Source organism: Christiangramia oceanisediminis (genome assembly GCF_022570735.2).
Classification (GTDB): Bacteria; Bacteroidota; Bacteroidia; order Flavobacteriales; family Flavobacteriaceae; genus Christiangramia; species Christiangramia oceanisediminis.
Genome location: NZ_JANCNS010000003.1, coordinates 792,070 through 807,221, shown reverse-complemented (window position 1 = coordinate 807,221; position 15,152 = coordinate 792,070). Strand labels below are relative to the sequence as shown.

Sequence of the window (15,152 nt, the reverse complement as noted above, 5' to 3'; positions counted from 1 at the left end):
CACTACTTTCACCGCAGATTAATAAAACTTTATTAAATGAATAACGTGTTGAAATTCGTTCTTCTGATCATTGGGGTTGGACTTGTTGGTTACGGACTTTACACTCTTATCACTCCTGAATTTGCCATTGATGCTGGTCCTATCCAGGTAGAGGCTCATGGTGATAACACGCAATCCTATGCTATGATCGCTTTTGGAATTCTATCCCTTTTTGGCGGTATGGCTTTTAAAAAGCGTTAATCAGCCCAAGATCTTACCCATAAGATTTAGTACTGAAGAACTGATATATTCGATCCCGATCGCGATAACAATGAACCCTATGATCCTTGAGATGGCATTTATTCCAGATGCGCCAAGGATGCCAACGATATAGTGTGAACTTCTTAAAACCAGGAATGTTGCGAGGCATACGCCGAAAATTGCCGATACTGCAATCAATTTATCATTCCAGGACTGGTATTCCTGGTAAAGACCTATAAGAAAAGAGATGCTTCCGGGCCCTGCGAGCATTGGAATGGCTAACGGAGTGAGTGAAACGCCTTCCCGCTGCTGAACATCTTCCTGAACCTTGGGACGGTGCATTCCTTTATGTTTTACAAAAGATCCGGTAAGCAGGGCAAAACCCGAACTGGCAATAATAAGTCCGCCGGCGATCCTAAGAGAGTCGAGGCTGATACCAAAGAAATTCAGAATGTATCTTCCCGTGAAAAAACTGATTAGCAGGATCACAAAGATATTGATCGCCGTAAGCATGGAGGTTTTGGATTTCTCTGCTGTTGAATCATCTTTTGTAAGCCCAACAAAAATAGGTACTGTTCCAAGCGGATTGATCACCGAGAAGAGCGCTGCGAAAACATAAATAAATAGATCCATTCGTTTTTGCCGCAAAATTGCTGCAACTTTCGAATGCGCGGATTACCCGAAAATGAAATTTAGGTTATTTAATAGCAATGAATTCGGCTTACCGTGAGATCAACCTTATCAAAGGTCGTCTATCTGGGTTGGTGCATTATCGGCTTTATAATCAAGGATCTTTTTAAAGAACTTATGGATGCCCGGCGTATCGGCCTTCACTTTAATAAAATAATGATCCATATAGATACTGTATTCCTCAGCTTTTCCCTTGTAAAGATTCAGTTTGAAATAGGGAATGATGAGCGCATAGGTCTCCAGGAGAGACCGAAACATGACGATGATGCCCCTGTTTCTCATCTCTACATTGCAAACATTGGCATTGTTGTCCAGGACCAGTAGATTGTGAATATCGATACTTGAAGAGGTGATCTGTAATTTTGGGGATCCAGTGCCTTTCAGTTTTACCCGCTCAAATAGGGTGAAGGGCTTGCCTACTTCGTTATTGATCCTTTCAGAAATAGCAGGCCTGTTATAAGATATGTTCAGTAGCATTCTTTTTTCTTAAATATAAGCATTTGCTCATAAAGCCTGGGGCTTGAAACTTCATTTCTTTTTATCTTTGCGCACTTGTTAACTGATTATCGCCTAAAAAAAGCAACGGATAATGAATATCGAAAAAAATCTGGCATCCAGGGTTAAAGAAGCTGTCAAGAATCACTATGATGTAGAACTCGAAAATTTTGAATTTCAACCTACTCGAAAGGATTTTGAGGGAGATATAACCCTGGTGGTTTTTCCTATGCTGAAACAGGTAAAAACAAATCCCGCAAAATTGGCTGAGACCATCGGGAACTACCTGCAGGAAGAAGTTAAAGAAGTTGCGAGATTTAATGTGGTGCAGGGTTTTTTGAACATTGTTATCAGTGATGATTACTATATAGAATTCTTCAATGAAATCAGGGAGCGTGAGGATTTTGGGATCCTTCTTCCACAAAGTGATGCCAGCGGGATCATGGTGGAGTATTCTTCGCCTAACACCAATAAACCGCTTCATTTAGGACATATAAGAAATAACCTGCTGGGTTATTCGGTTTCTGAAATTCTGAAAGCAGCGGGGAATGAAGTTTACAAGGTGCAGGTGATCAACGACCGTGGAATACACATCTGTAAATCCATGGTGGCCTGGCAGAAATTTGGAAATGGAGAAACTCCTGAGTCTACAGGACTCAAAGGAGATAAACTGGTTGGGATTTATTATGTGAAGTTCGACCAGGAATATAAAAAAGAGATCGCCCAGTTACAGGAAGCAGGAAAATCTGAAGATGAGGCAAAGGCTGAAGCTCCAATTTTTGTAGAGGCACAGGAAATGCTCAGAAAATGGGAAGCTAACGATCCTGAGGTCGTGAAATTGTGGTCAACTATGAACCAGTGGGTTTATGATGGTTTTGATAAGACTTACGATGCGCTGGGTGTAGATTTTGACAAAAATTATTACGAAAGCGAAACTTACCTTCTTGGAAAGGATAATGTTCAGAAAGGTCTTGAAGATGGGGTTTTCTTTAAAAAAGAAGACGGGAGCGTTTGGATAGACCTGAGCGACGAAGGCCTGGATGAAAAGATCGTGCTTCGAAGCGATGGAACCGCGGTCTATATGACACAGGATATTGGTACCGCCATACAGCGATTTGCCGATTTTGATATCAACCAGATGGTTTATACCGTTGGAAATGAACAGGAATATCATTTCAAGGTTCTTTTCCTTATTCTGAAAAAACTGGGTTATGATTGGGCAGACGCTTTATATCACCTTAGCTACGGAATGGTAGACCTGCCAAGCGGAAAGATGAAAAGCCGTGAAGGTACTGTGGTGGATGCCGATGATCTGATCAAGGAAATGGCTGAAACCGCAAAAAGCATTTCAGAAGAATTAGGAAAGCTGGATGGCTATTCAGAAACCGAAAAAGAAGAGTTGTACCGAATCATTGGACTGGGTGCACTTAAATATTATATTCTGAAGGTGGATCCGAGAAAACGAATTCTGTTCAACCCGGAAGAGTCGGTAGATTTCCAGGGGAATACGGGGCCTTTTATTCAGTATACCTACGCAAGGATACAATCCATCCTGAGAAAAGCCGATTTTGATACTTCGGCAGACCTGTCGACAGATTTCAAATTCCATGAAAAAGAGAAGGAACTGATCAAGCAAATTCAGCTATTCCCGGAAACCATAGGCCTGGCAGCCGAAAATCATTCTCCTGCCCTGATCGCAAATTATACCTATGAACTGGTTAAATCTTTTAATTCGTTCTATCAGAATGTACCGATCCTGGGAGTGGAAGACGAAGCCGAAAAAGTTTTCAGGGTTCAACTTTCGGCGGTAGTGGCCAATGTGATCAAATCAGGATTTAAATTGCTGGGAATCGAAGTTCCGGAGAGAATGTAAGCTGAAGTACGAAGTTAGAAGTACGAAGTTAGGAGTAGGAAATTTGATAGTTCGTCATGCTGAACTTGTTTCGGCATCCAATGGGAAATAGAATTTTGATTTTTGAACTTTCTCTTTCAGCTTCAAATCATTAAATTTGCAACTCGCTGCCTGGCAGCAATACTATAAAATTACAGGAAAGATTATGTTTGATAATTTAAGTGATAAGTTAGATAATGCCTTTCACGTCCTGAAAGGGCATGGGCAGATTACAGAGATCAATGTTGCGGAAAGCCTGAAAGAGGTGCGACGCGCGCTGGTAGATGCCGATGTGAACTACAAGATAGCCAAGGATTTTACCAATACGGTGAAAGAAAGGGCTCTTGGACAGGACGTTCTAAAAACCCTGAAACCCGGGCAGTTAATGGTGAAGCTTGTGAAAGACGAGCTTACCCAGCTAATGGGTGGAGAGGCTGAAGGGATCAATCTTTCCGGAAATCCCTCTGTGATTTTAATGTCCGGTCTACAGGGTAGTGGTAAAACCACGTTCTCTGGAAAACTGGCAAATTTCCTGAAAAATAAGAAAACAAAGAAGCCGCTTTTAGTGGCTTGTGACGTTTACCGTCCTGCGGCGATCAACCAGTTGCATGTAGTTGGAGAGCAGGTTGGCGTTGAGGTATATTCCGAGGAAGGAAACCAGGACCCGGTTGCGATCTCTAAGAATGCGATCGCTCACGCCAAGGAAAATGGTCACAACGTGGTGATCATCGATACCGCGGGTAGACTTGCGGTGGATGAGGCGATGATGACCGAGATCAAGAATATACATGATGCGATCGAGCCTCATGAGACGCTATTCGTGGTGGATTCGATGACTGGTCAGGATGCCGTGAACACGGCAAAAGCCTTTAATGATCGCCTGAATTTTGACGGTGTGATCCTTACCAAACTCGATGGTGATACCAGGGGTGGTGCGGCTATTTCGATCAAATCGGTTGTTAATAAGCCTATCAAGTTCATTGGTACTGGTGAAAAGATGGATGCGATCGATATTTTCTATCCGTCTCGTATGGCCGACAGGATCCTGGGAATGGGAGATGTTGTGTCCCTTGTTGAACGTGCCCAGGAGCAGTATGACGAGGAGGAAGCCAGGAAACTTCAGAAGAAGATCGCTAAAAACGCTTTTGGATTCGATGATTTCCTGAACCAGCTTCAACAGATCAAGAAAATGGGATCTATGAAAGATCTTCTTGGAATGATCCCCGGCGCAGGTAAAATGCTGAAGGATGTGGATATCGATGATGATGCTTTTAAAGGTATCGAAGCGATCATTCACTCCATGACACCAGGTGAACGAAGCGAGCCAAAGATCATTAATGCCAGCAGGAAGAAAAGAATTGCAAAAGGTTCGGGAACTTCTGTTCAGGAAGTTAACCAGTTATTGAAGCAATTCAATCAAATGGGTAAAATGATGAAAATGATGCAGGGAGGCGGCGGCCGCAAAATGATGCAAATGATGAAGGGGATGAAATAACTAGTGGGCAGTAAACAGTTCCAGTAGGCAGTTTAATTAAACGGTCAAAATATGAGTTTTAAATCTCTGAAGGCTTATCAGAATGCATTTGATCTAGCAATGATGATTTTTGAAACTTCAAGAACATTTCCAAAAGAAGAAACTTATAGCTTAACCGATCAGATTAGAAGAAGTTCAAGATCGGTTTGTTCCAATATAGCTGAAGCATATAGAAAGCGTACATATCCTAATCATTATAAAAGCAAGTTAAGCGACAGTGATTCGGAAAATGCAGAAACTCAAAGCTGGTTGCACTTTGCCAGTGAATGCGGGTATATTTCAAGCGAAGAGTTTGAGAAGTTACATCAAAAAAGTGAGGAAGTAGGGAAGCTTTTAAATTTCATGATTAATAACCCAGGTAAATTTGGAGTTGAGCAATAAAAACTGCCAACTGCAACTGCCAACTGAATACTGAAATAATGACAATATTAGACGGTAAAAAGGTGAGCAATGACATCAAGGATGAAATTGCTGCCGAGGTTGCCAAAATGAAAAAACGTGGTGAGAAAGTTCCGCATCTGGCTGCTATCATAGTAGGAAAGGATGGAGCGAGTATGACTTACGTAAACTCCAAAGTGAAAGCCTGTGAGCGTGTTGGCTTCGAGTCTTCCCTTTACAGACTGCCCAATACAATTAGCGAACTGGAATTGCTGGATAAGATTGAAGAACTGAACCAGAATGATGATATCGATGGTTTTATAGTTCAATTGCCATTACCTCCGCAGATCAACACTCAAAAAGTTCTGAATGCCGTAGATCCTGATAAGGATGTAGACGGTTTCCATCCTACTAACTTCGGGAAGATGGCCCTGGATATGACCACTTTTATTCCGGCGACTCCCTTCGGTATTCTTGAGCTGTTAGAGCGATATGATATTCCTACCAAAGGGAAGCATACCGTGGTGATTGGCAGAAGTTATATCGTAGGAAGGCCAATGAGCATCCTGATGGGGAGAAGCGGATTTCCTGGAAACTCAACGGTTACATTAACTCACGAGTTTACCAAGAATATCACCCAGGTAACCTCTCAAGCCGATATTATCATTATCGCTGTTGGAATTCCTGATTTTCTGAAAGGTGAAATGATCAAGGATGATGCGGTTATCATCGATGTGGGGATTACAAGGGTTCCTGATGAGAATGCTGAAAGAGGCTATGTAATCAAGGGAGATGTAGATTTCGATAATGTAAGTAAAAGGGCTTCTTATATCACTCCTGTTCCGGGAGGGGTTGGGCCCATGACGGTGTCGATGTTGTTAAAAAACACATTACTGGCACGTGAAAGACATAGAAAAAGAGCTTCAGAGCTTAAGTAATAAAAAAAGGGATCGAAATGATCCCTTTTTTTATGCATTTTCGGCGTCGGCCTGTTCGATCTTCCAGTCGAGGTAACTGTGAATATCAGACTCTATAAATCGCAGGCCAAAAGTAAGTACTGCGAAATCATCGATATAACCCAGACCCGGAATAAAATCGGGCACAATGTCCAGCGGATTCAGAATATATAAAAAGGCGAATGCGATGGTCGCAATGGTGAACCAGGGGACCTTTGTGTAAATGCCTTTTCGGTAATCCTTCAGCATTCCGAACATTATTTTCCCCAGTTCAGAATACTTCTTCAGCATATTGGAATTGATGATCTTTTCTGCGATCTCCTCCTGGTTTCTTACCGCAAGCTGCACATCGTCGTCATCGATCCTGGTGATCTCACCTTTGACATATTCCTCGTCGATTTCTTTTTTCTTTTTTCCGAACATAATCTAATAGTTTGGTTGTTTATAATCTGTCCTGGGCGTTGCCGTATTCCTTCTTATAGATCTTTAAAATTAATAGAAAGAGGGAAATTAACAAGGGGCCGAAAATTAGCCCTATAAATCCGAATAGCGGCACCCCTACGATCACCCCGATCAGGGTGATAAGCGGGTGTACGCTCGCCAGCCTCTCCAGTACGTATAACCTGATGATATTATCTGTAGAGCCTACCACTACAAAACCATAAATGATAATGGCAACTCCCTGCCAGTCATTTCCCTGGGCGAACAATAAGATCGCGGCCGGAATGATGCCTATTGCTGTTCCTATAAACGGGATCATAGACCCGATGGCGGTGATCACGAACCAGAAAAAAGGATCCGGCACGCCGAATATTAAAAATCCTATCAGTGCTATGACTCCCTGGACAATAGCTACCAATGGAATTCCAAGAGCATTTGATTTAACAAGTTGATTGCTTTCCTTTCCTATGATCTCCAGATTATCCTGCCCAAGTGGTATATATTCAAGCATAGAACCGCGCATGGATTGTCGGTTGGTAAGCATATAATACAAGAGAAAATACATGATACCTATGGCAATGATGGCATTGAAGGTTCCGCCTGCCAGGCTTTGTAAATTGGTGGAGATCCAGCCGGTTACGGCAGAAGTATCAATGCTGGAACTTACATCATAGCCTATATAATTCTCCACATTATTCATTTGTTCCTTTACGGCTGCGAGAACCCGTTCCAGATTTGATACCGCTTTGCCAATTTTGGAAGTTAGCATGAACGCCACCAGGATCACGGGAACCAGAATACCAACAAATGAAAGCGTCATTAAGAGAGCTGCAGCGAGTGGAGGTTTCCAGCCTTTGCTAACCAGCCTGTTCATCCATTTTTTCAACAGCACGTAAAGAGTGATAGCACCAAGAATCCCCGAGAGATAAGGCAGTAATTCTACAAAAATGAGAACCGTTAAAAACAGAATAAGCAGCAATACGAATAGCTGGCGTACTAATGACGGTTTAAGTCTGTCCATTTAAATTGGTTGGTTAGGGAGTAAACGAAACGACTATTATTTTGCAAAAAGCTGGTTCATATCTTTAAAAGCTTTGAATTCCAGTGCATTTCCGCATGGGTCTTTAAAAAACATCGTTGCCTGTTCTCCCGGTTTTCCTTCAAATCGAATATAAGGTTCGATGATGAAATCAATATTTTTAGCCTTTAGTAAGTTAGCAAATTCGTGGAATACATCCCATTGCAAAACCACTCCAAAATGCGGAACAGGCACTTCCTTACCGTCTACAGGGTTGGAAGTGGAAGCCTTTGTCTCTGCAGGATCCTGGTAATGGATTACAAGCTGGTGACCAAAGAAATTGAAATCCACCCAGTGATCACTGCTTCTTCCTTCCCCGCAACCCAGGGTTTCCTTATAGAATTTTCTACATTTTTCGAGATCTGAAACAGGTATGGCCAGGTGGAAGGGTTGTATTTTCATCTTATAAAATAATTTTAGATTTAAAACGTATTAAAAATAATAAGAAGAAGGTACAAATAAGATGGTTCTCTCACTAATTATGTGTTAAGATTTGTTCCTTCGTGGCCTTCTGCGCTTTTCAGTTGGCGGTTTCCGGTTAACCGACTCAATGGAAGCCTCTTCGGTCTTGGTGCTGTCTTCTAATAATGCATTTAATTCACTCAGTTCTTCTTTGGTAAGATCGCGCCACTTGCCTACAGGAATGTCGAGCCCTACATTCATGATTCGTATTCGCTTCAGGGAAGTTACGTCGTAGCCTAAAAATTCACACATTCTTCGAATTTGCCTGTTCAATCCCTGGGTAAGAACAATCCTGAAGGTGTGTTTCCCCAGTTTTTCTACCTCGCATTTCCGGGTTACCGTATCAAGGATCGGCACGCCGTTACTCATTTTTCTTATAAAATCAGAAGTAATAGGTTTATTGACCGAAACGATATATTCCTTTTCATGATTATTCCTTGCCCTCAATATCTTGTTTACGATATCTCCGTCATTGGTAAGGAAAATAAGGCCTTCACTGGGTTTGTCCAATCGGCCAATGGGGAAGATCCTTTTAGGATAATTGATATAATCAATGATATTGTTCTTTTCTACCCTGGTGTCTGTCGTACAAACGATCCCCACAGGTTTGTTGAAGGCCAGGTAAACATTGGGTTCTTTAAGTTCGGTCTTTGAAACCGATTTACCGTCTACCTGCACATCATCTCCCTCCAATACCTTGGTGCCCATCTCCGGAACCTTGCCATTGATGGTGATCCTGCCCTGGTCTATTAATTTATCGGCTTCCCTGCGGGAGCAATATCCTAACTGACTCAAATACTTGTTAATCCTGACTTCCTTTGCCATATCGAACGTTCTTTAGCAAAGATACAAGTTATGATATGCCTACCTAAATCAATAAAAAATAAAAATTTTAAAACCTGAGGCAACCTTTTGTAACTTTCATTCGTCTATGTAAATAGAGAGTCTTTTGAGAATGGTAAAAGTAATACAGCTTTTTAAGAACGAAACTTCTTTGATCAAAAGGGCAGCCGCCGGAAAACGGGATGCCCAGCAAAAGCTGTATGAATTGCATTCGCCTAAAATGTTAAGTGTTTGCAGGCAGTATATCAAGGACATTCATCATGCCGAGGAGGTGATGCTGAATGGTTTCTTTAAGGTCTTCAAACATTTGAAAGATTATAGGAATGAAGGAAGTTTTGAAGGTTGGGTAAGGCGTATCATGATCAGGGAATCCATTTCGTTTTTGAGACAGTATAAAAAACTGGAATTTCAGGAAGATCTGGGGTATGAGAACAAAGAATTGTTCAATAATATCAATTCTGAAATGGAAGTAGCCGAAATACAGAAATTGATCGATGCGCTTCCCGAAGGTTACCGAGCCGTTTTTGTGTTATACGCGGTTGAAGGTTATAAGCATTCTGAAATTGCAAAAATGCTTGATATTTCTGAAGGTACCTCTAAATCCCAGCTTTTCAAGGCAAGGAAAATGCTTCAGGAGCGAATGAGTGAATTAAATGAAACAGGTTATGGCACCAATTAAATTTGAAGAACATATCAGGGAGCAGCTCGAAAAAAGAGAGATCGCTCCGTCTGAAAAGAGCTGGGAGGAGCTAAGCTCCAGGCTTGATAAGGCTGAAAAGAAGCCTGTAACCAGGTGGTGGATCTCTTCCGCCGCAGCGGTAGTTGTTTTACTGGTGGCAAGTTTGCTTTTTATCGAGAACCAGCAGGAAAATATTCCGGTTGTTGAAACGCCGGTAAATGCAGAAGATGAGTCTGTTAACAGCAATAGGATCGAACCTGAGACCCGTTTGGCTACTGAAACAAATGAGCCGGCCACAGGGGTTGAAAAGGACAAAATTGCTTCTGAAAGCAACGAAAACGAGCCTCCGAAAGCGGGAATTCAGGATAAAAATAAAACTTCCAGGCTTGCCTTAACAGAACCTAATAATAGAGTTAAGCTTGAGCCTGGTTATATAGAACCTGCTGTACTGGAACAGGTAGCAGATAACAAAATTCAGCTGGAGGAAAGGAATTTTTTTCCTCAAACCCCGAAACAGGAAGCAGTTGCAGGAACTTCTAAGGTCGTTTCAGAAGTTGATGCCCTGCTGGCTGAAGCTACCCGCGATATCAGGGCAGAAAGGCAAAATATAGAGGCAAGAGTGGCGGCCCAAATGCTGCTGAACGAAGTGGAATATGATCTGGACCAATCCTTTAGAATGGAAGTTTTCGATTTCTTAAAAGATGAGTTCCAGAAGGCTAAATCAGCGATCGCGACTAGAAACGATTAATTCAATTTAACTATAAATCATCCCGAAAAGGGTTATTCATCAATCAAATGTGAAGAGGATGGCTTTTGCCTGAATCGAACAAAAATTAAACACTAAAATCATGAGACTATTATTTTTTCAACTGGTATTTTTAGCATTGACCTGCTCAACTCAAATCATCTACGCGCAGGAAGAGAAGGAGCAAACAAAAGAACAGATCCTGGAAAACAAGAGACAGGAGATTATCAAGGAAGAAAAGGAAAAACTTCGTGAAAAGGTCGAAGCGATCAATAAAAGGCTGGAAGACGAGGAGATCACGGTAGAAGAAGCCGAAAAACTGAAAAAAGAAGCGGCAGAACTGCATGCCCTGAACATCGAAAATCGTATCACCATCATGGAAAATGAATACGAATTCGAAGAGCGGAATAACGATGATACCGGCTATATTGCAATAGCAGAAAATGGCAAGGTGATTACTGTTCGTGTCAATGAAGAGCGCGAACGAAAATATGATAAACGAACAACCAGCGACCTGGTGATCGCAGCAGGTTTTAACAATGCTCTGGGTGACGGGCAGTCTATTAATGATTCCGACTTCAAGCTTGCCGGAAGCCGGTTCTTCGAAATCGGGTGGGCCTGGAAAACCCGTGTTTTTGATAATTCCAACTGGTTGAGGTTGAAATACGGATTTTCCTTCATGTTCGACGGTCTGAAGCCAACAGATAACCGGTATTATGTTGAGGATGGAGACGAGACTTTCCTTCAGGAATTCGAGTATGATCTGGATAAATCCAAATTCAGAATGGATAAACTGGTAGCTCCTGTTCACTTTGAATTCGGTCCTTCCTCAAAAAGAGAGAGCAAGAATTACGTGCGCTATTCTACCGAAGGAAAATTCAAGATAGGTCTTGGTGGATATGCCGGGGTGATGATTGGGGAGCGCCAGAAACTGAAATACGAGATCGATGGCGACAAACAAAAGGACAAGCTAAAAGGCGATTATAACACTAATGATTTCGTCTACGGTCTTAGTGGTTACATGGGCTGGGGCTGGGCTACGCTCTACGCTAAATATGATCTGCAGCCAATATTCGCCGACCCAAATTCCGATTTACATAATTTTTCAGTGGGACTTAGGTTCGACGTTGATTAAATAACAAAGCGGTATGATAAAGAGAATTTTAATTGCTCCTATTTCGTTTTTCTTTATTTGTATGGCTTCAATGCAGGCCCAGGAAAAAGAGGTTCTGTTAGTCGGGACCTTCCACTTTCATAATCCAGGCCTGGATGTTGCTCGAACCGAATCTTTTGATGTCCTTTCCCGGGGATCTCAGGAAGATTTGGATCAAATATCCTCAGCAATTAATGAATTTGGACCAGATAAGATCTTTGTGGAATGGAATTATGCCAGGACCAGGGGATTAGATTCGATTTATGATTTGTACTCGGTTGAAAGTTTCAGTAATGATACTTCTAAAACCGATTTCTACCGGAAAAACGAAATTTTTCAATTAGCCTTCAGGACTGCGAAAAAACTGGATCATCCTAAAGTATACCCGATGGATTACAGGGGAACCAACTTTCCTTATGATAGTTTAATGGCTACGATTGATAAAAATGAGCAGTTAGGATTAAAAAAGCAGATTGAAAGCGAAATTGAAAAATATGAAGAAGAGTTTAATTCGCAAATAAGTAGTGGCTGGTCATTAAAAAGGATTCTATTGAATTTAAACACCAGGGAGAGCCGGGAGGCAAATATTTCTTTCTATACAGGAATTGCTACCGAAGTAGGGAAAGTTGACGAATTTGTAGGTGCTTACCTTGCTTCTGAATGGTATCGACGTAACATTTATATGTGGTCCATAATTCAAAAATTAACCGAAGACTCAGATGATAAGATAATGATACTGGTAGGAGCGGGCCATGCTGCGATATTCGATCAGTTACTTTCATATACCAGGGGCTGGAAGGTCATTGAATTGAACGAAATTTTGGATTAGTTATAGCTTCATTTTTAATGACTAAAAAAGGTTTTCGAAAGGAAGCCTTTTTTAATTTAATAGTTGGTTTTAAAACTTTATTTTTGAAACCTGATCCCAAAATTCCTGATCTTTGATCTCTAAATCTACTATAGATACTGTTTTTGAAACCGCCCGGGTAGAGGAGGTTATTGGTGATTTTGTTCAATTGAAAAGATCGGGAAGTAACCTCAAAGGCTTGAGTCCGTTCACCGATGAGCGAACTCCCAGTTTTATGGTCTCACCGGTGAAGCAGATCTGGAAGGATTTCAGTAGTGGGAAAGGTGGTAATGTGGTGGCATTTTTAATGGAACACGAGCATTTCACCTATCCGGAAGCCATTCGTTACCTGGCTAAGAAATATGGGATCGAGATCGAGGAGACCCAGCAAAGTGACGAACAGAAGGAGCAGGCCAATGAGCGGGAGAGCATGTACCTGGTTTCGGAATATGCCAGTAAATTTTTCCAGCATTCCCTGCTTGAAACAGATGAGGGCAAGGCGATTGGCCTTAGTTATTTTAAGGAACGTGGCTTTACTTCTGAAACGATCAAAAAATTTGATCTGGGTTATTCACCCGATAAATGGGACGCCTTTACCAATAAGGCTCGTGATGATGGCTATAAGCTCGAATACCTCGAAAAGACCGGCTTGACCATCGTAAAGGAAGATAAAAAGTTCGACCGGTTTAAAGGCAGGGTGATGTTTCCCATACATTCCATGTCTGGCCGTGTGCTGGGATTTGGCGGAAGGATACTCAACAACACCAAGAAAGCCGCGAAATACCTGAATTCTCCTGAAAGCGATATTTACCATAAAAGCAAGGTGCTTTACGGTATTTATCATGCGAAACAGGCAATCTCTAAAGAAGATAACTGTTACCTGGTTGAAGGTTATACCGATGTGATCCAGTTTTTCCAGAGCGGGATCGAGAACACGGTCTCATCATCTGGAACTGCCCTGACTCCCGAACAGATAAGACTGATCAACAGGCTTACTAAAAACATTACCGTTCTTTTTGACGGGGATGCGGCAGGAACCCGTGCTTCTTTAAGAGGTATCGATTTGATCCTGGAGCAGGGGATGAATGTGAAAGTTTGTCCGTTTCCGGAAGGTGAAGATCCAGATAGTTTTGCACGAGCCAATTCGGAAGAGGAGATCAGGGAATTTCTTGAAGAGAACTCCCAGGATTTCATCAAATACAAGGCTTCGCTGTTGATGGATGAGGCCAAGAACGATCCGGTGAAAAAGGCCGGATTGATCAGGGATATGGTCAATAGTATTGCCAAGATCCCCGATAATATCCAGCAGGAAGTTTATCTGCAGGAATGTTCCCGTATCATGGATATTTCAGACGAGGTATTGTACGCAACGCTGGCTCAAATTCAGAATAAAGAGGTGCCATCTTCATCCAGGCAGGGCAAACAAAAAATGGAAGTGGTCCGGGAAAAACCAGTTACAACTCCTAAAGTTGATCAGCTCTACATCCTGGAAAGAAACATCATTAAGATCCTGATGCTATATGGAAACGAAGTGGAAGATTTTGAAGATCTTTTGCTCAAACAAAATGATGATACGGGCGAGTTGATTTTAGAACCCGATGTTCAGCAATCAAAGGTCTTTGAGAAGGTATTTTTGGATTTGCAGGAAGATGAGATCGCTTTTTCCAATGAAGATTTCCGGGAATTGTATCAGGTCCTTATCAACAGGCTCAATACCGGGGAGGAGTTCGAAATTGGTAATGTGGTAAACGAACTGGAGCCTTCTCAGTCTAAGGAGATCACAGATATCCTGATGCAGGAAGAGCAGTATGAACTTCATAGCTGGGATCGCCATGATATACCGGTCAAGAAGAAGGAGCAGGCCGTGAACCAGTATGTGACGCAGACCATTCTCAATTTAAGGCGTCATTTAATAGACAGAAAGCTTCAGGAACTTCTGGAAGGCATACGCACCGCCGAAACCGAGGACGAACGAACCGATATTAAGAATGAAGTAGTAGGCTTCAATAAACTACGTACCTTGCTTTCTGAAAGACTTGGTCGCGTTATGTAGTATTAAGTTGAAGCAGTCTTGACTGCGTGATAAGATCTGCCACATTATCTACCTTGAGCTTTTTAAGTAACCTGGTCTTATAGGTGCTTACGGTTTTTTCGTTGATATCCAGGGCTTCTGCGATATCCTTGTTCCGTTTTCCTGATGATAACAAATTAAGAACTTCCGATTCTCTTGTAGAAAGCTTCTTGAATTTTGTAATCAAACTCTTACCTCGCGAAATGCCTGAATTCAATTTTTCGGTGATCTTGCGATTCAGGTAAATTCCGCCCCTTGCAACCTGGTAGATCGCTTTCTCTAAAGTGTCGTTCTCGGCATGTTTGGAAATATATCCTGCAGCACCGGCTTTGATGGCACTCAGGGCATACATTTCTTCAGGATGAGAGCTAAAAATCAGGGTTTTTACATCAGGATATTCCTGCTTGATTCGTCGTATGGCGTTGATTCCGTTAATTTGGGGGAGATCCAGTTCAATGATCAAAACATCTGGCGCATCCTTCTCCAACTGGTTGAATAGCTGTGTTCCGCTACCAACTCTTCCTGTTACCTGTAATGCCGGGTTGTTTTGTAATACACATTTTACACCTTCTAAAATTATAGGATGGTGGTCTGCAATTAGTACTCGATACATGATTTTAAGTTAAAAACAAGTCCGGGGGTAACTCGT

General features: G+C 41.9%; 17 protein-coding genes. 10 read left to right on the top strand and 7 right to left on the bottom strand.

What is annotated here, in order from left to right; translation table 11 throughout:
• The first annotated feature begins 36 nt into the window (after positions 1 to 36).
• Entirely contained in the window at positions 37 to 240 is a 204-nt protein-coding gene (locus tag MKO06_RS16485) for a hypothetical protein (RefSeq protein WP_241552355.1), read from the top strand.
• Here the strand turns inward: MKO06_RS16485 and MKO06_RS16480 are convergent, their stop codons facing one another.
• Positions 241 to 873 carry a MarC family protein gene (locus MKO06_RS16480; RefSeq protein ID WP_241552354.1) on the bottom strand — a complete coding sequence of 211 codons (633 nt, stop codon included), beginning with the start codon at positions 871 to 873 and terminating at the stop codon, positions 241 to 243. It lies immediately after the preceding gene.
• 108 nt (positions 874 to 981) lie between these two features.
• Positions 982 to 1,407: a hypothetical protein gene (locus MKO06_RS16475; RefSeq protein ID WP_241552353.1), complete on the bottom strand. Its 426-nt coding sequence runs from the start codon at positions 1,405 to 1,407 to the stop codon at positions 982 to 984.
• Between the two features lie 112 nt (positions 1,408 to 1,519).
• Here MKO06_RS16475 and argS point away from each other — a divergent pair, with 112 nt between their 5' ends.
• From argS to MKO06_RS16455, 4 genes are all read left to right on the top strand, one after another.
• Positions 1,520 to 3,298 carry an arginine--tRNA ligase gene (argS, locus tag MKO06_RS16470; RefSeq protein WP_241552352.1) on the top strand — a complete coding sequence of 593 codons (1,779 nt, stop codon included), beginning with the start codon at positions 1,520 to 1,522 and terminating at the stop codon, positions 3,296 to 3,298.
• 184 nt (positions 3,299 to 3,482) lie between these two features.
• Entirely contained in the window at positions 3,483 to 4,811 is a 1,329-nt protein-coding gene (gene ffh, locus MKO06_RS16465; RefSeq protein WP_241552351.1) for a signal recognition particle protein, read from the top strand.
• Positions 4,812 to 4,862: 51 nt separating this feature from the next.
• The gene (locus MKO06_RS16460; RefSeq protein ID WP_241552350.1) at positions 4,863 to 5,231 is read left to right on the top strand and encodes a four helix bundle protein; all 369 of its coding nucleotides are present in this window, start codon (positions 4,863 to 4,865) and stop codon (positions 5,229 to 5,231) included.
• A 38-nt stretch (positions 5,232 to 5,269) separates the two neighbouring features.
• Positions 5,270 to 6,166, top strand: coding sequence for a bifunctional 5,10-methylenetetrahydrofolate dehydrogenase/5,10-methenyltetrahydrofolate cyclohydrolase (locus MKO06_RS16455; RefSeq protein WP_241552349.1), 897 nt, complete (start codon positions 5,270 to 5,272; stop codon positions 6,164 to 6,166).
• A 30-nt stretch (positions 6,167 to 6,196) separates the two neighbouring features.
• Here the strand turns inward: MKO06_RS16455 and MKO06_RS16450 are convergent, their stop codons facing one another.
• The 4 genes from MKO06_RS16450 to rluF all read right to left on the bottom strand — a co-directional run bounded on the left by MKO06_RS16450 (position 6,197) and on the right by rluF (position 8,990).
• A complete protein-coding gene (locus MKO06_RS16450) occupies positions 6,197 to 6,607 on the bottom strand; it encodes a YkvA family protein (RefSeq protein ID WP_241552348.1) in 411 nt (136 codons plus the stop codon).
• 19 nt (positions 6,608 to 6,626) lie between these two features.
• A complete protein-coding gene (locus MKO06_RS16445) occupies positions 6,627 to 7,646 on the bottom strand; it encodes an AI-2E family transporter (protein ID WP_241552347.1) in 1,020 nt (339 codons plus the stop codon).
• A gap of 36 nt (positions 7,647 to 7,682) precedes the next feature.
• Complete coding sequence (locus tag MKO06_RS16440) at positions 7,683 to 8,105, bottom strand: VOC family protein (protein WP_241552346.1); 423 nt, start codon at positions 8,103 to 8,105, stop codon at positions 7,683 to 7,685.
• Positions 8,106 to 8,189: 84 nt separating this feature from the next.
• A complete protein-coding gene (gene rluF, locus MKO06_RS16435; RefSeq protein ID WP_241552345.1) occupies positions 8,190 to 8,990 on the bottom strand; it encodes a 23S rRNA pseudouridine(2604) synthase RluF in 801 nt (266 codons plus the stop codon).
• A gap of 130 nt (positions 8,991 to 9,120) precedes the next feature.
• Between rluF and MKO06_RS16430 the strand changes: the two genes are divergently transcribed.
• From MKO06_RS16430 to dnaG, 5 genes are all read left to right on the top strand, one after another.
• Positions 9,121 to 9,687, top strand: a complete 567-nt coding sequence (locus MKO06_RS16430) for an RNA polymerase sigma factor (RefSeq protein WP_241552344.1) — start codon at positions 9,121 to 9,123, stop codon at positions 9,685 to 9,687.
• Entirely contained in the window at positions 9,674 to 10,435 is a 762-nt protein-coding gene (locus MKO06_RS16425; RefSeq protein ID WP_241552343.1) for a hypothetical protein, read from the top strand. Before MKO06_RS16430 ends, MKO06_RS16425 begins: the two co-directional genes overlap by 14 nt.
• Positions 10,436 to 10,535: 100 nt before the next feature.
• Positions 10,536 to 11,567 (top strand): hypothetical protein, encoded by a 1,032-nt coding sequence (locus MKO06_RS16420; RefSeq protein WP_241552342.1) that lies wholly within the window; start codon positions 10,536 to 10,538, stop codon positions 11,565 to 11,567.
• A 13-nt stretch (positions 11,568 to 11,580) separates the two neighbouring features.
• Complete coding sequence (locus tag MKO06_RS16415) at positions 11,581 to 12,414, top strand: DUF5694 domain-containing protein (protein ID WP_241552341.1); 834 nt, start codon at positions 11,581 to 11,583, stop codon at positions 12,412 to 12,414.
• A 112-nt stretch (positions 12,415 to 12,526) separates the two neighbouring features.
• Positions 12,527 to 14,485, top strand: coding sequence for a DNA primase (gene dnaG, locus MKO06_RS16410; protein WP_241552340.1), 1,959 nt, complete (start codon positions 12,527 to 12,529; stop codon positions 14,483 to 14,485).
• Here dnaG and MKO06_RS16405 read toward each other — a convergent pair.
• Positions 14,478 to 15,116, bottom strand: coding sequence for a response regulator (locus tag MKO06_RS16405; protein WP_156283834.1), 639 nt, complete (start codon positions 15,114 to 15,116; stop codon positions 14,478 to 14,480). The two genes, dnaG and MKO06_RS16405, sit on opposite strands and share 8 nt — an antisense overlap.
• Between the last annotated feature and the right edge of the window lie 36 nt (positions 15,117 to 15,152).